This is a genomic window from Cohnella sp. LGH, from assembly GCF_017671885.1.
Classification (GTDB): Bacteria; Bacillota; Bacilli; order Paenibacillales; family Paenibacillaceae; genus Cohnella; species Cohnella phaseoli.
Window position 1 is genome coordinate 4,431,637 of record NZ_CP072117.1, and the last position, 15,850, is coordinate 4,447,486.

13 protein-coding genes and 1 pseudogene are annotated in these 15,850 nt (G+C 55.2%); 3 read left to right on the top strand and 11 right to left on the bottom strand.

All coding sequences use genetic code 11. The annotated features are described in order from the left end of the window. Nucleotides 1-93: 93 nt before the first annotated feature. The 10 genes from J4772_RS19120 to J4772_RS19165 all read right to left on the bottom strand — a co-directional run bounded on the left by J4772_RS19120 (nucleotide 94) and on the right by J4772_RS19165 (nucleotide 9,985). The gene (locus J4772_RS19120; protein WP_209076764.1) at nucleotides 94-1,158 is read right to left on the bottom strand and encodes an extracellular solute-binding protein; all 1,065 of its coding nucleotides are present in this window, start codon (nucleotides 1,156-1,158) and stop codon (nucleotides 94-96) included. Beyond that, nucleotides 1,155-2,624, bottom strand: a complete 1,470-nt coding sequence (locus J4772_RS19125; RefSeq protein ID WP_209076767.1) for a sensor histidine kinase — start codon at nucleotides 2,622-2,624, stop codon at nucleotides 1,155-1,157. The genes J4772_RS19120 and J4772_RS19125 overlap by 4 nt, the downstream gene beginning before the upstream one ends. Next, the gene (locus J4772_RS19130) at nucleotides 2,576-3,256 is read right to left on the bottom strand and encodes a response regulator transcription factor (RefSeq protein ID WP_305827874.1); all 681 of its coding nucleotides are present in this window, start codon (nucleotides 3,254-3,256) and stop codon (nucleotides 2,576-2,578) included. Before J4772_RS19130 ends, J4772_RS19125 begins: the two co-directional genes overlap by 49 nt. An 82-nt stretch (nucleotides 3,257-3,338) precedes the next feature. Continuing rightward, on the bottom strand, nucleotides 3,339-3,986 hold the full coding sequence (locus J4772_RS19135) for an ABC transporter ATP-binding protein (protein ID WP_209077280.1): 648 nt from the start codon (nucleotides 3,984-3,986) through the stop codon (nucleotides 3,339-3,341). Nucleotides 3,987-3,993: 7 nt separating this feature from the next. After that, nucleotides 3,994-5,646 (bottom strand): ABC transporter permease, encoded by a 1,653-nt coding sequence (locus J4772_RS19140; RefSeq protein WP_209076770.1) that lies wholly within the window; start codon nucleotides 5,644-5,646, stop codon nucleotides 3,994-3,996. A 9-nt stretch (nucleotides 5,647-5,655) separates the two neighbouring features. After that, nucleotides 5,656-6,813 (bottom strand): Fe(3+) ABC transporter substrate-binding protein, encoded by a 1,158-nt coding sequence (locus tag J4772_RS19145; protein WP_209076773.1) that lies wholly within the window; start codon nucleotides 6,811-6,813, stop codon nucleotides 5,656-5,658. A gap of 273 nt (nucleotides 6,814-7,086) precedes the next feature. Continuing rightward, nucleotides 7,087-7,305, bottom strand: a complete 219-nt coding sequence (locus J4772_RS19150) for a cold-inducible protein YdjO-related protein (RefSeq protein ID WP_116060385.1) — start codon at nucleotides 7,303-7,305, stop codon at nucleotides 7,087-7,089. Nucleotides 7,306-7,326: 21 nt separating this feature from the next. Next, a complete protein-coding gene (locus J4772_RS19155; protein ID WP_209076776.1) occupies nucleotides 7,327-7,947 on the bottom strand; it encodes a hypothetical protein in 621 nt (206 codons plus the stop codon). A 254-nt stretch (nucleotides 7,948-8,201) separates the two neighbouring features. Continuing rightward, the gene (locus J4772_RS19160; protein WP_116060383.1) at nucleotides 8,202-9,017 is read right to left on the bottom strand and encodes an ABC transporter permease; all 816 of its coding nucleotides are present in this window, start codon (nucleotides 9,015-9,017) and stop codon (nucleotides 8,202-8,204) included. Continuing rightward, nucleotides 9,014-9,985 carry an ATP-binding cassette domain-containing protein gene (locus J4772_RS19165; protein WP_209076779.1) on the bottom strand — a complete coding sequence of 324 codons (972 nt, stop codon included), beginning with the start codon at nucleotides 9,983-9,985 and terminating at the stop codon, nucleotides 9,014-9,016. Before J4772_RS19165 ends, J4772_RS19160 begins: the two co-directional genes overlap by 4 nt. Nucleotides 9,986-10,240: 255 nt before the next feature. Between J4772_RS19165 and J4772_RS19170 the strand changes: the two genes are divergently transcribed. The 3 genes and pseudogenes from J4772_RS19170 to J4772_RS19180 all read left to right on the top strand — a co-directional run bounded on the left by J4772_RS19170 (nucleotide 10,241) and on the right by J4772_RS19180 (nucleotide 14,205). After that, nucleotides 10,241-11,314 carry a lactonase family protein gene (locus J4772_RS19170; protein ID WP_209076782.1) on the top strand — a complete coding sequence of 358 codons (1,074 nt, stop codon included), beginning with the start codon at nucleotides 10,241-10,243 and terminating at the stop codon, nucleotides 11,312-11,314. Between the two features lie 36 nt (nucleotides 11,315-11,350). After that, nucleotides 11,351-11,694 (top strand): annotated as a pseudogene (locus J4772_RS19175) (DinB family protein). Nucleotides 11,695-11,901: 207 nt separating this feature from the next. Continuing rightward, on the top strand, nucleotides 11,902-14,205 hold the full coding sequence (locus J4772_RS19180; protein WP_209076785.1) for a glycoside hydrolase family 65 protein: 2,304 nt from the start codon (nucleotides 11,902-11,904) through the stop codon (nucleotides 14,203-14,205). 88 nt (nucleotides 14,206-14,293) lie between these two features. Here J4772_RS19180 and J4772_RS19185 read toward each other — a convergent pair whose 3' ends face one another. Beyond that, on the bottom strand, nucleotides 14,294-15,838 hold the full coding sequence (locus tag J4772_RS19185) for a right-handed parallel beta-helix repeat-containing protein (protein ID WP_209076787.1): 1,545 nt from the start codon (nucleotides 15,836-15,838) through the stop codon (nucleotides 14,294-14,296). Nucleotides 15,839-15,850: the final 12 nt, after the last annotated feature.

A 15,850-nucleotide genomic window follows, 5' to 3' on the forward strand; every position in this document is an offset into this window, starting at 1 on the left:
ATTGGACATAATTGACAATGAGAATCATTTTCATCTCACTTTATAATATCATATAGATTGGAGGAGAATTGTCAAGGTATTTTCTCTTCTCGATTATTTCCAGCCAGCCCGCTGCATCATCTCCGTCGCCTGTTGGTGAAATTGCGAGAGAAGGGCAAAATCGAGCTCCTGCGGACGGAACTCTCCCCACTCGCGCATGAACTCGGGAATCTCTGCTTCGGCGTGCACCGGAAACTCAAAGCTTTTCTGCGCCAACAACGACTGGCCTTCCTTGCTTACAATAAAAGCAATAAGCGATAAAGCAGCCTTCTTGTTCGGGGAATGCTTCGCCAATCCGATGCCGCTGATATTCAAATGCGTCCCGTTCGTTTGTTGATTGGGATAGTAAATCCCCACCTGTTTGATAGCCTCCGCTTCCTCCGGATCTCCCGAAGTCAGCATTTGACCGAGATAATAAGTGTTCACCAGCGCCACATCGCCGATGCCTTTGGCAATGGCCTGAATTTGATCCCGATCGCCGCCGCTTGGCTCACGAGCCAAATTTTTTACGATGCCCCGCGCCCAGTTTTCCGCAGCTTGCTCACCGTTCAGAGCGATGAAAGAAGCCAAAAGCGATTGATTGTACGGACTGCCCGAGGAACGCACAAGCACTTTGCCGCGCCAGCGTTCACCCGTCAACGCCTCGTAGGTGGACAGTTGCTCCGGCTTGACGCGGTCTTTCGCATAGGCGATCGCACGAGCTCTTGACGCGATGCCCACCCAGTAGCGCTCGGAATCGCGCAGTCGAGCCGGCACTTGCCGTATGATCTCCTCAGAATCAATCGGCTGCAGCACGTCCGCTTCCTTGGCATACTGCAGCACCCCGCCGTCCACAGCGACGAACAGATCCGCCACCGCTTCCGTCACCGCCGCTTCCCGCTTCATCCGCTGTACCAGCTCCTCGGCCGTTCCTTTCACCTCTACGACCTTGATCCCCGTCTTGTTCTCGAATGCGTCGTAGATCGCACGGTCCGCATTGTAATGCCTAGCCGAATAAATATGAATAATTCCCTTTCCGTCTCCCGCATTCGGCAATTGAACATGACGTTGCGCAGTTTGACCGCATCCCGTCAACAGCAGTATCAGAATCAGTAGCAGCCTTCTAGCCCGCTGATTCATTCTCCTCCCCCCTCCGCAGCCGGTTCGCCCGGCAACTCTGCGGACTCCGGCATGGCACAGTTGTCCAGCAGGGGCAAACGAATGGTCACCGTCGTGCCTTCTGTCTGCCTGCTGGCGATTCCGATTGTTCCTCCTGCATGCTCTACGAGCCGCTTGGCAATGGACAAGCCCAGCCCGTAACCGCCAATCTTATCGCTGCGCGATTTCTCAGCTCGATAAAATCTGTCCCAACTACGCGACAAGTCCTGCTCGGCCATGCCGATCCCGTAATCGATCAGGCTCAGCACGACGAACTTGCCGGCCAGACGAGCCTTTAACTCGATTTTGCGGCTATCGCCCGAATACTTGACCGCGTTATCCAGCACAATCAGCACAACCTGCTCGAGACGGGAAGCCGCGATGGCTACTCCGTATCCGGCAAGCTCCGCCACGTCCGATTCGAACTGAAATGTAGGATGAACCATTCTTAAGTTCTGGATCGCCCGCTGCAGCACCCGTTTCGGTCCGATGCAGACGTTCGGTTCGTCGCCAAGCGGCTGCTCGGCATGAGTCAGCGAAAGCATCTCCTGTACGAGCGCCTTAAGCCTCGCCAGCTCCTCAAGCGAAATCTGCAGCGATTCGTCTAAAATCTCCTCATCGCGCTTGCCCCAGCGCCGGAGCATCCCGAGATGTCCTTCCAGAATGGCAATCGGCGTGCGCAACTCATGGGATGCATCCTCGACGAATTGGCGCTGCTGCCGGGCGGATCGTTCCAACTGTTCCATCATTTCGTTAAACATCTTTTTCAACAAATATATTTCATCGTACGCCCCGTCCAGGACCACCCGTTCCTGCAAGCCGTTTTCCTTTACCCGGCGCATCGTTTCGTTCACGGTTTGCAAAGACTTCAACATCTGCCTGGCCAACAGCCAGCCCCCAGCCGCGCTGATCAGCACGGCTCCGACGCTGCAAAGCAGCATCACCCGAAAAAAGACCGCGATCATTCTGTCGTAGTGCTCCATACTACGGATAATTTCCACGTAACCGTCAAATTGATAAATCGTCAAAGGGCCCCGTCTGCTTAAAACCTCGTCCTCCGTCCATTCTTCGGGCATGTCCTGCGAAACGGAGACAACCGGGTTCCCGTTCCGATCCAGCAGCCGAATCAGTTGCCAGGGCCGGTTCACGCGCTGCAAGTAGCTGCGTACCGCAACATTATCCTTATCTGCGATATCGTATTCCTTGGCAAGCAAATGGTTGGAGATTTCCCGCAGCTCCCGCTCCATCTCCTTCTGCTCCTGGCCGACCGTCCATCTCTCGGCAACGACCGATTGGATCCCGTTGTACGCGGCGAACAGGAAGAACAGCAGAAAAGCCGACCAAAGCGTCAGCCTCCATTTGATCGGGATTTGGGCATGACTGCCTAGAATGCGCTTGATCAGGTTGCTCGCATGATGTAGCCTACGCCGCGCACGCTCTCTATGCAACTGGGTTCCTCCGGGAGATCAATTTTGTTCCGCAAATAGCGCACGTACACATCGACAACATTGTTATCCACCGCCCGATCGTAGCCCCACACCCGGTCCAGCAGACTTTCGCGGGATAGAACGCGATTAGGGCTGGACATGAACGCTTCCAGCAGCGCGAATTCGCGTTTGGTCAACGAAATAGCTTGCGTTCCCCTGCGCACGGTGCGCGCGTCGCGGTCCATGCTTAACGACGCGACGCGCAGGACGGACGGGCCCTGCTCCAGACTTTCCGCCTGTCGGCGGAACACGACGCGAATACGGGCCAGCAGCTCTTCAATGGCGAAGGGCTTGGCGATGTAGTCGTCCGCACCGCTGTCCAGCCCGGAAACGCGATCAGACACGCTATCCCTGGCAGTAAGGATCAGCACTGGCACCCTTCTCGTCTTGCGAATTTCGCTGCACAGTTCCAACCCGCCCATACCGGGGAGCATCAGATCCAGCAAGATGAGGTCCCAGCTTTCCTGAATCGCCATCTGAAGTCCGGATATACCGTCGCCGGCGACAGTTACGTCGAAGGCCTCGTGCCGCAGTTCCAGCTCAATGAAACGAGCCATATTTTTCTCGTCCTCGATTAGAAGAATTTTTTTCACCAGAGGCCCTCCTCTCCCGGATATCCGAGCTCCGGCAACGTCTAAAAGTTAATTCTATTCTAATTGATAATGGTTATCAACATCAAACCGAAGCTCCGACGACGATCGCGCGATCGCAGACCGCCTCGGTATCCGCGCGATCGTGCGAAACAAACAGACAAGTCGTGCCTGCCGTTCGCAAAATATCGTGCAGCTCTCCGCGAATGTTTTCCTTCAGATCCGCGTCGAGATTGCTAAACGGCTCGTCCATGAGCAGCACGGCCGGACCGGGAGCCAATGCGCGGGCAAGCGCGATACGCTGCTGCTGTCCGCCGCTTAACTGATGGGGGTAACGATCGGCGTACTCCCGCATTTCGACCAGCTCCAGCATTTCCTGAAGCCGGTTCCGGCGTTCCTCGCGCGGCATGCGGTGCAGACCGAAACGAATATTTTCGGCAGCTGTCAGATGGGGAAACAGCGCATAGTTCTGAAAGACCATCCCTACGCCGCGCTTCTCCGGCTCGATATAGACACGTTCGTCCGTCATCAGTTTGCCGCCCAGAACAATTCGTCCGCTTTCCGGCAATTCCAGACCCGCGATCAGTCGCAGCAATGTGCTTTTGCCGCTGCCGCTTGCACCGACTAGACCGACAATTTCCCCCTTGGCCATCTGCAATGAAAATCGATCCAAAACCGGCGGCTGCTTGCGGGCATAGCGGAAAGTCAAATTCTCCAATTGCAATTGTACGATCATTGCTCTATTTCTCCCTTCCCCATCTGTTCAATAGCCACACGGACATCAGACTGATCAGCACAAGCAGCAAGGACGGAGGAGCCGCCTCGTATATGCGTTCGTCTGCCGCGTAACGGTAAGCGCGCGCAGCCAAGGTATCGAAGTTGAAGGGGCGCAGCAGCAGCGTAAGCGGAAGCTCCTTGACGATCTCAACGAAGGTGAGCATAAAGCCGGTTAGCAGCGAGCCTCGCAGAAGCGGAAGCTCTACCCGCGCAAAGGTCTGCCACGAACCGCGGCCGAGCAGTCGAGAGGCTTCCAGATAGGCGTTAGGCAGCTTTTCATAGCCGGATTCCAACGCATTGTAGCCCATCGAGAAAAAACGGATAACGTAACCGGTCAGCAGCATGCCTAGCGACAGGCTAAGCACTAGCGCTCCTTCAATGCGTCCCATCCGAATGTAAAAACCGGACAATAGATGATCCAGCTGCGTAAACACCCCGAGCACGCCAATAGCGACGACTGCCCCCGGCACCGCATACCCTGAAGTCATCATCCTCGACAGCGCATAGGCGAAACCGGACCCGAGCTTGCGCGTGGTGCGGGCGGCCAGCAGAGCCAGAACGATCACGATGGAGGTCGCGTAGGCGGCGCCGGCGAAGGTGCTTTGGATCAGATTAAGAAAATCGGGACGCCATACCTTGTTCAATGTCCATGACGTCCATACCGCAAGCTGCGCAACGGGGAGGACAAACGCCAGTAAAAACACAAACCCGCAATAAAGACTGGCTCCCGCCGCCGCCTTTCCCCGCAGTTTTTTCAGGCTGCGGGTTTGGCCGCCGACGGCAAAGCTGTACTGCCGATTGCGGCGCAAGTATCGCTCCAGACTAAACAACCCGATGACTGCAAGCATCAACCATGCCGCTAGCCGCATAGCCGAATCCACGTCGTACAGACCGAACCACGTTTGAAAAATTGCGGTAGACAGCGTCTGCACGCCAAAATAGCTGGCTACCCCGTAATCGCTCATGATTTCAAAGACGACAAGCATTCCGCCCGCGACGATAGCCGGCCGCGCAAGCGGCAGCATGACGCGGAAAAACTGCGAGAAGCCGCCATGTCCCAGAAGGGCAGCATTGTCCAGGTAGACTGCGCTTTGACGCTCCAAATAATTGCGCGTCAGCATATAAACATAAGGAAACAAAGTCAAAACGAGAATAAACACCGCGCCCCACAGAGATACGACCTCAAATACCCGGGGAGGCACAGACACGCCAAACTCGTTGCGCAGCGTGCTCTGAATGAAACCCGTATAACCGGTCATCGTGCGGTATGTATATGCCGCAATATAGGGGGGAAGGGCCAGCGGCAAGATCAACGCCCAGCGATAAAAATTGCGCAGGGGGAAGGAATAACGCCCGATAACCCAAGCCAGCGTTACGCCCAAAGCCGTAGCGGAAAAACCCGCGTACACGACCAGTTCCAAGGAGCCGAGCGCGTAGTCGACAAACAGATACTGCTTCACGCGCGACCAATTGTCCGTCGGGCTGTGAAACAAAGTGGACAAAACATAGAGAATGGGCAGCAGTATAACTGCCGCCCCCAACATGGTCATCCACAACCAGCCGTTCAGATGTGACTTGATCGTACGAAACAACCGGTGATATGTGAATTCCCGCATCGCTTCGCTTTACTCCCAGCCGACTTTGTTTACGATTTCGACTGCCTTCGGATTATGAACCCCGTAAGCGGCAAAGTCGATTCCCTGGTGCTTGAATTCGCCCCAGCTCTTCAGCAGTTCGGGAATTTCAGCCGCTTTGTTGACCGGATATTCGTAGTTGGCGCTCGAAATTTTAGCTTGCGCCTCCGGAGCCGTCAGGAACTCTACGAGTTTGATCGCATTTCCCTTGTTTTTGCTGTGCTTGATCAGACCGGCGCCGCTCAAGTTCAAATGTGTTCCGGTTGTTTGCTGGTTTGGAAAAAATACGCCAATGCTCTCGGCCACTTTCACTTCCTCCGGATTGTCGGAGTTGGCTAAATGCCCGACATAATATGTATTCATAATGGCCACATCCGCTATGCCGGCCGCAACCGCTTTCGCCTGATCGCGGTCCCCGCCTTCGGGCTTAAGCGCCAGATTGGCGGCGATTCCCGCAGCCCATTTCTCAGCCTCCGCTTCGCCGTTGATCTCGATCAACGAGGCCAGAAGCGACAGGTTATACAGATTGGTGGAAGAACGAACCGCCAGCTTGCCTTTCCATTTGTCTGTCGCCAAGTCTTCATAGGTGGACAGCTCGCTTGGATTTACGCGATCTTTGGCGTAGACGATAACGCGCGCGCGCGTGGACAATCCGAGCCATTCGTTGTCCTTGTCTCGCAGATCGCTTGGAACCTGCTCATCCAACACCCCGGAAGGAAACGGCTGCAGAAGACCCTCCGTCTTCGCCGTGTTGAGAATGCCTCCGTCAACGGTAACGAACAGATCGGCTGCCGTACTGCCGCCTTCGCGCTTGATGCGCTCAATCAGTTCGGGAGCCTTGCCTTCGACGACATTCACCTTGATGCCGGTCTGCTTCTCAAAGTCCGCATACAGCTCTGCATCCACCTCGTAATGGCGCGCCGTATATATGTTCACCTCGCCGCCCGCTGTCTGCTCGGACGTTGCGCCTCCCGTAGAAGCCGCGCTTTCCGCCGGCGCTGAACTCTCCGCCGATGGAGCCGCGGAAGGCGATCCTCCGCTGCTTGCCGCAGGGGTTGAGTTGTTTGCGCCTCCTCCGCAACCGGCCAGCAAGGATACGCTCAGTACAAGAGTAAGTACCGTACTAATTATAGACTTTCTTTGACGCATGCTTTCTTCATCCTTTCGCCATCTTGTTTGCTACCAAATCTTGATAATGAGAATCATCATCAATGCGCTTAGCTAACGACAGTATAGCAAAGGAAAATGAGAAAACACTGTGAGAATAAAAAAACTTGAGAATATCGGACGCCTCGTCGTCCGACCGCTATCAATCCCAGCCCTCCATAGAAAAAGAGCTTTCTCCTCCCCTTATATCTTCAGGAAAGTGAGAAAGCTCTCTGAAAGCTCTCTATTAAATGATAAGTGCAGCCGTCGAGGCGGTTATTTCCAAGCGTCCGCGTCGCTCTTAGGCTTGCGGGCGCTCTTGTGCTTGTTGACCAGCTTCGGCAAATGCTTGATACCTCGCATCATAGCGCCTTTGCACATCGGGCATTCCGGGGAAGCGGACGATGCCAGCTCCTCTCGGATCCATACTTTGCATTCGGAGTTTCGGCAGCGCCAGATCGGCACCGGCGACAATTCAGGTTTAACGGTTTCCATTCGTGTGCTTTCACCTCGTGCTTATAGCCCATGCTCTTCTTTGATTTTGTAGAGACCCTGCAACAGCATATCTGAAGGATCCCGATTCAGAAGCATGTGCGTAAACAGAAGATGAAGGGGAATTGCGCATACATTATTGCCGTCGCGAATCGACGGGAATCCGGTTTCAAATACGGGGCCGTGCTCCTGATTCCAAGCCAAGCCTGCATGAACCTGCTCTGGAGCAAATTCCTCGGTAACCGCCTTGATGCATTGCGGAACGAGCACGTTGTCAATCAGTCCTCTGGCTTCGGCTTCGTCGGCAGGCGGCTTAGGGAATGGTTTGCCCCCTTTGGTTTTCATTAGTTCGATGAAAAACGACGCCATCCATTCCGAAGGATTGCCCCCTCCTTGGAACTTGGCGACCAGCTCGCGCAGGAAAAAGCCGCATTCGTAGCCGCCGTTCTCCTCGTCCTTCACTTGAAAAACAAACACAGGGCCGTAAACGTCCTGGTTTAACACTTGCCCTTCCACATGCTCGAAGTGCATTCTTAGCGCGACAAGGCCGTTATGATGGACCGCCTTGACCAGTTCGGCAAATTTCTCTTCTTGATTTGTCTCTTGGCCGTCGTTTGCCGCGTTCGTTGTCTCATTATTGTTCATTGTCTGCTCACCCGTTTCTCATCATACCACGAATTGCGAAGATGTTCACCTGACGATCATTCGAACAGCGGAGAGCGGATCCCATAAAACTTCAGCGTTAAAGCGTGGATGGCCCTTGTGCAGGCGATGTACAGCAGGCTTCGGTCCATTTCCGTCCAATAAATGGCGGAATCGACAAACGTCCCGTCTTCATTCTCCTGGAATGAGGGCGGGACGTTTGGGGTTCGCCTGTCCTGTATTCCGCCTACAGGAAGTTACGTCCGGCGCATATAAGCCCGAACGGTGATCGGCGCGAAAATCGCGACGATCACGGCGGCTCCGAGCAGGGAAATGCCCAGATCCCAGCCTACCGTTCCGGAGTTCGCCAGCTCGCGGACGGCCGTTACGAGATGCGAGACCGGATTGATGTTGACGAACCATTGCAGCCACTTCGGCATCGTCTCTACCGGCACGAAGGCGTTGGACAGAAACGTGAGCGGAAACAGCACAATCATTGAAATCCCCTGCACGCTTGAGGCGGTGCGAGCGATGACGCCGAAAAATGCGAAAATCCAACTGATCGCCCACGAACAGAAAATGACCAGCACCGCCGCAAGAGCGACGCTCCCCAAACCTCCGTCCGGACGATAACCCATCAGATAACCCATGGAAAAGGTAAGCACGGTGGCGATCGTATAGCGGATCGTGTCAGCCAGCAAGGCACCGGCCAGAGGCGCGATCCGCGCGATCGGCAGCGACTTGAACCGGTCGAACACGCCTTTGTCCATATCCTCGCGCAATTGCACGCCGGTCACGATCGAGGTTGTAATGACGGTCTGTACAAGTATGCCCGGAATAATGACGGGCAAGTAGCTGACCACGTCGCCCGAGATTGCCCCGCCGAAAATGTAAGTAAACATCAGCGTGAACAAAATCGGCTGCAGCGTAACGTCGAAAAGCTGCTCGGGCGTGCGTCGGATTTTCAGCAGGCCTCTGTAGGCCATCGTTAACGAATGGCGTACCGATTGCCCGAAGCTCGTATGGTTTTTCAATTGACGGGCGGGTCCCGCTTTAACGGATGCGGTTCTCATGCGCTAACCTCCTCTTTTTCTTTGACGCCTTCGCCTGTAATCGTAAGGAATACCTCGTCAAGCGTCGGCTTCTGCACGCTCATCTCGGCCAGGCGAATCCCTTTGGCGCGGAGCGCGACTAGCAAATCGGTCACCAGATCGGCATTCGCCATCGGCGCGGTGATGACGCCGGCTTCCGAAGATACGCCGGATACGGCTTGAAGCACTTGCTCGACCGTGCGCCGAGCCTCCGGAACGTCCGTCGCCTGCTCCACGCGCAAATGCAGCGATGAAGTGCCGACAGACGTCTTCAACTCATCAACGGTGCCCTCGGCGACGACATGCCCGCGGTCGATGACCGCGATCCGGTCGGCCAATTGGTCCGCTTCGTCGAGATATTGCGTCGTGAGCAGAACGGTCGAGCCCGTCTTCACCAGTCGGCGAATCGTCTCCCACATTTGTGCGCGAGTGCGCGGATCGAGGCCGGTCGTCGGCTCATCCAGGAAGATGAGCGGCGGCTGGGCGATCAGGCTTGCCGCCAAGTCGAGACGTCGGCGCATCCCTCCCGAGAAGTTTTTGAGCGGACGCTTCGCCGCTTCCGTCAAGCCGAATTCCTCAAGCAGCTCCTCCGCCTTGGCTCTGGATTCCGCCCGTCCCAGTCCGAGCAACCGGGAGAAAATAATTAAATTTTCGGTCGCGCTAAGCGACTCGTCTACCGAAGCATACTGTCCGGTCACTCCGATTAATTGGCGAACAATTTGCGATTCCTTGACCGCATCGTAGCCGAACACGCGCGCCGAGCCCGCATCCGGCCGCAGCAGCGTGGCGAGCATGCGGATCGTGGTCGTTTTGCCCGCGCCGTTCGGTCCGAGCACGCCGTATATCGAACCTGCCCGCACCTTCAAGTCTACTCCGTCTACGGCCCGGTTATCGCCGAACACCTTAACGAGTCCGTGCGCCTCGACGGCCCATTCGTTATTTTTATACATTTCGTTTCCTCCTTGTATTGGCTCAACACTTAGAAAAATAACGTACGTTTATGAACTGAGTATGAACATCGATTGATTTTCTGTTTCTATTGTAAAAAGCGGCGAACCGGCGTTAAACCGCCCGCAGCATGGTTTGCGAATCGGTCTTGAGGAGGAGGAGTTTTCCCGGCGAGGTCAATCGGAGCGAGTGCGCTCTCTTGCAAATCGTGATAAAATGCAGTTCTAGATAGACGTGTACTTGGAGGTGCCATTCGAATGAATAACCGAACTTTTGCCTTTATCGGCTCTTACGCGAGCGAAGACGGTCCCGGCCTATACGCCTGCTCTTACGACGAACAAAACGGGCGATTGACGATCGTGGATCGTGCCGACGGCCTGCCCAATCCGACATTCCTCGTACCGAACGAGAATATGGGGACGATTTATGCCATTACCGAGGGAGCGGACGCGGAAGGACGGCGCTGCGGCGCTGCCGCTGCATTCCGCTTCGATGCGTCCGAAGGACGCTTGCGGAAGCTGAACGAGGAGCTCACGACGCCTGCGACAACTTGCCATATCGAGCTTGATCGTACGAGCCGACTGGCTTTCACGGCGAGCTATCACGGCGGTTTGTTAGGCGTCTCGCCTATTCTAAGCGACGGACGAATCGGCCCTTCGGCCGGAGTTTATCGGCATGAGGGGAACAGCGTCCTGCCCGTCCAATCCCAAGCAAGAGTCCATTCGGTCATCGTCGACTGTCAGAACCGCTATGCGGTCGTCTCCGATCTCGGATTGGACAAGGTGTTCGTCTACCGGATCGATTCGGCGGACGAATCGCTATCCCTTCGGAGCGAGACAAGCCTCGCTCCCGGATCGGGGCCGCGCCACTTCGTCTTCCATCCTCAGCTTCCGTACGGCTACGGCATTAACGAGCTGAACGGCACGGTTACCGTCTACGCGTTCGACGCGGATGCGGGGACACTGAGCGTTGCGCAGACGATTTCCACGCTCCCGGATACGTGGCAAGGGGACAATGCCTGCGCGGATATCCATCTGTCGCCGGACGGCAAGTTTCTGTACGGCTCCAATCGCGGACACGACAGCATCGCCGTATATCGCGTCGATGCGGCCGACGGCCGCTTGACCCTTGTGCAGCACGCGCCGACATTGGGCGGCCATCCCCGCAATTTTGCCGTCTCTCCGGACGGACGGTTCGTGCTCGTCGCCAATCGCGACGGCAACCACATCGTGACGTTCGCGCGCGATGCCGAGAGCGGCCAGTTGCAGCCGACCGGCATTGAGCTTGAAGTGTCCAAGCCGGTCTGCGTTCGCTTTGCGACGTTCGGATAAATATGTGTCAAACCAATAGATGAGTGTGAAGCTTCAGTGAAACAACTAATCGTCGGAGACGCCTTGCATGAGCTTAACGTTACGCGCCGTATTCTGGAGCGTTTGCCGGAGGAGCACATAGCTTGGCAGCCGCATTCGAAATCGATGACATTGGGCGGATTGGCGACGCACCTGATCAATCTGTTGACGCACTCGGACAGGAATGGACCTTGCGCAACGGCGACTATGTTATCCAACGTCAACCGCGGGCGCTTGCGCTTCGCACCTTCGGCTTGAGCCACATGGTCCATCATCGGGCGCAGCTCGGAGTGTACCTGCGGCTGCTTGACATCCCGGTGCCGGGCCTTTACGGTCCTTCTGCCGACGAAGAGGGCAAATAAAAATACACAGGTCGCAGAGATCGGCATAAAAGTCGATTTCTGCGGCTTTTTTTCTTCGGCGCACCAACGTCACGCGATAAATCGTGTCCCCGCCATTTTCGGTATAAATACACATAAAATGCTTAACGTTAAGCATTCGATCGTTGCCCCGAATGCCCTATCCTAATCCATGTATGGGATTCCAAGCATATAGAGGAGTGGATCGAAGTGGCAAAAGTAGCGGACAGGTATCTTGTCGTAGACACGTGGAAGGTCGTCGAAGACGGCTTTGACCCGGGCAGAAATCGCGTCTCGGAATCGATATTTTCCCTTGGCAACGAATATATGGGCGTTCGGGCTTATCCCGAGGAGGGCTACGGCGGCGATTCGCTGATCGGTAGCTACTTTAACGGGTTATTCGAGGAAATCAAGGTAGCGGCGCATTACAAAGGCATCATCCGATTTCTGCGCTTTATGGTCAGCGCCGTGGACTGGCTGTATGTGAGAATCAACGTCAACGGCGAGGCGCTGGACCTTGCGACAAGCCCGTTTAGCGACTTCCGGAGAGAGCTTGATTTCAAGCGCGGCAAATATGTGCGCAGCTTCGTCTGGCATCTGGCCGACGGCAAGCAGCTTCGCTTAACGTTCGAAAGATTCGTCAGCATGAACGTATCCAACCTCGGCTGCCAGCGGATCTCATTCGAGCCGCTTAACTTCTCCGGCCAGGTCGACGTTCGAACGGGGCTCGATTTCTCCGTCGTACATGAGGATCAAGGCCGCTGCTTCTGGCAGAGCGTTCGCCACGGCTGGGAGGAAGGCGTAACGGCGATGCTCGGCGAAACGACCGGGACGAAAAATCGGCTGTATTCCGGCTTTGCGCTGGACGTGCCGAATGCAGTGCAGACGAAGCCGGTCGAGGCTGAACGTTTTATCGGGCAGGACGTGACGATCCGGCTGACGCAAGGCGAAGCGTCAACCTTCGATAAATTCGTCTTTAACTGCGCGGAGAAGGAGCTGTCGGTGACGAACGATCGGCTGTGGAGCGCTGGGCTGCAGCAAGCAAAGGCTTACGTCGGCGCGAGCTACGAGGAGCTGGAGCAGAGCCAGGCGAATTATTGGGAGAACGTATGGAAGGAGTCTGACATCGTCATTGAGGGCGATCCCGACAATCAACAGGGTATCCGCTTCTGCATTTTCAATCTGTATCAGACGTACCACGGCGACAACCCGGGTTTCAACATCGGCGCTAAAGGCTTGACGGGAGAAGCGTATAGAGGTCTCGCCTTCTGGGATACCGAGTCCTATTGCTTGCCTTTCTATATTTTCAACAATTCGCGGGCCGCCAAGAGTCTGCTTGAATTCCGCTACAAATCGCTGCCCCATGCGCTGGCACGCGCGAAGGAGTTGGACTGCGCCGGCGCCTTCTACCCGATCGCGACAATCGACGGCACGGAAAGCTGCGATCTCTGGCAGCATTCGAATCTTCAGCTGCATGTGGGCACGGCCGTCGCATACGGTATCCGCCACTATGCGAGCATGACGGATGATCTCGATTTCCTCTATGACAAGGGACTGGAAATGCTCATTCAAATTAGCCGCTTCTACGCCACCCGTGGTCAATGGGGGCAGAAGACCGGCTTGTACGGCTATTTCGGCGTCATGGGGCCGGACGAATTTCAGCTCATGGTCAACAACAACTGCTATCTGAACCTGATGGCGAAAAAGCTGTTCGAGTATACGCTGGAAGTCATCGACCGCATGTCCGGGGAAGCTGAAGAGGCGTTCCAAGCGCTGGCCGAGCGGCTTGACCTGACCGCGGAAGAGCAAGTGGATTGGCGGAGCAAAGCGGAGAAAATGAAAATTCCGCAGGACCCCGAAACCGGCATTTACGAGGAACACGACGGTTTCTTCGATATGCCCCATCTCGACATTCATTCGATTCCGGTGACGGAATTTCCGCTCTATTCGCATTGGTCGTACGATCGTCTGTACCGATACGACATGATCAAGCAGCCGGATGTTCTCATGTTCATGTTCCTATACAGCGGAGACTACAAGATAGCCGAGAAAATCGCCAACTACGAGTATTACGAATCGCGCTGCATCCATGAGTCCTCGCTCTCCCCTTCCATCCACTCCATTCTGGCCGCGGAGATCGGGAAGGAAGCGGAGGCCTACAGCTTTTTCGAATTTGCGACTCGGCTCGATCTGGACAACTACAACCGCAATACGCGAGAGGGCCTGCATACAACCTCCATCGCCGCCGCTTGGATGAACATCGTCTACGGCTTCGGGGGCATGCGCTCCGACGGCGGGCGTCTCTCGTTCCGCCCTACCCTTCCTGCGCGCTGGGACGGCTACAGCTTCCCGGTCTCCTACAAGGAATCGAAGCTGCTCGTGGAAGTCGACAAACAACGCGTTTCCATTAAGGTCGTCTCCGGCAATCCGGTGGACATTGCGATCTATGGGCGTAGCTGCAGCATCGACTCCACGGGCATGACGTTCGAGCTTGAACAGCTTGTTGGGCAATAATTCTCATGGAGAAGCCTGCTCGGAAAAATAAGACGCCCGCAACCGATCGTTACAAATCGGTTGCGGGCGTCTTCATTTAATAAAGCTTTTACGAGTGCTCGTCCGCTCCAATATCAACGCTGGACCCTTGCACTCGTGCGTCTCCGTCTATATCGGAGGTCCCGATAATAGACAGATCGATTACTCCCGCATTGATGGCCGGGGAAGACGCCGTCAGATGCAAATCTCCGGTTGAGGCACTCACCAAGAGCGGATCGGTGAACAAAGAGTTGGCATCGTTGCCGCTCGCCGTCTTGTAGGCGGAGAACCCGGTGTAGGTCACGCCCTTCCAGCGCCACTTGGCCCCGGCCGAGCCGCCCGGAGCATCAAACAGATTGTAGTCGATGACATTCCCGCTGTTGAGCGTATAGTCGTTAAAGAACAGAATATTGCTGGAGCTGGCCACCATAATATTGTTCTTTACGATATTGTTCTTCGTATCGTATTGAATGAGAAGCTGCCCGCCGTTTAAACCCTTCGTATCGTTCTTGTACAGGGTGTTCCCTACAATCGTGCAATTGACGGTAGAGCCGCGCCCGGTATCGTAGCCCCCCATCGCGATCCCCGTATAATTGTTGTTGTAGACAAAATTGTTGCGAACGGTAATTCCGCTGGTCGACTTGCCGGCATGCTCGCTGGCGATTTCGATGCCGATATCGTTGTTGTAGCTGTAGTTCCCCTCGATAAGGCTGTCCTTGCCGCCGTCCACGTAAATGCCGTCTGCGCCATACTCGCCGTTGGGAAGCGTACGTCCATACGAAGGATTGTAATTGGTCGTGATGTTGTAGACAGTATTCCCTCTGACAGTGCCATTTCTAGCCTGATCGTAAGCCGTAGAAGGGGCGGTCCCCTCGAAGCCGATCAGATCGATGCCGATGTTGTCATTGTCGTGGATTAGATTGTTTGTAATATAGAAAGTATCGACATTGCCGTTAACGACCAGCGATTCGCTGGAGCCGAGCACCAGATTGTACAGCTCGTTCCCGTCTATGGTCAAATTGTTCAAAGAGGCAGGAGCCTTCGTTCCATATACGGCAATTCCGTGGGCATCGCGACCTGCCAGATTCGAGCCTAGCGTTGCCGTATTTTTAATATCGTGAATTTTGTTGTTGCGAATTTCGATTTGGCTGCCCGCACCGTGGATCTGGATGCCCATTGGCACTCTGTTCTTCGTACTCGTCTGAAAATTGCGGATTTCAAAGCCTTTGACGACGATATAGCTGGCATCCTTGATCTCAATCAGGCTGTCTTCGGAAGCTACGCTCAGCCCCGTCCCGTCCAGAATGGCCGCCTGCGAAGCGTAATTCTGGAAGGTGATCGGTCCGGCCGAAGCGGTGCCGGATCGGGTGATTTTCAGCTTCTGATTGTATACGCCTCCCATTACGTGTACCGTGCTTCCTGCCGGAACGGTATTGGCGGCATGCTGTAGCGTTTTCCAGGCTGTCGACGTGCTCGTTCCGGCATTGGCGTCGCTTCCGGTGGTCGATACGTAAAAATCCGCGCCGGCAGCATAGACTCGGTGATCTGACGTTACAGCCGAAGAAATTCCGAGTACTACCATCACTACCGCAAACAAGACCATCCACTTCTTCATCCTCATTCATCT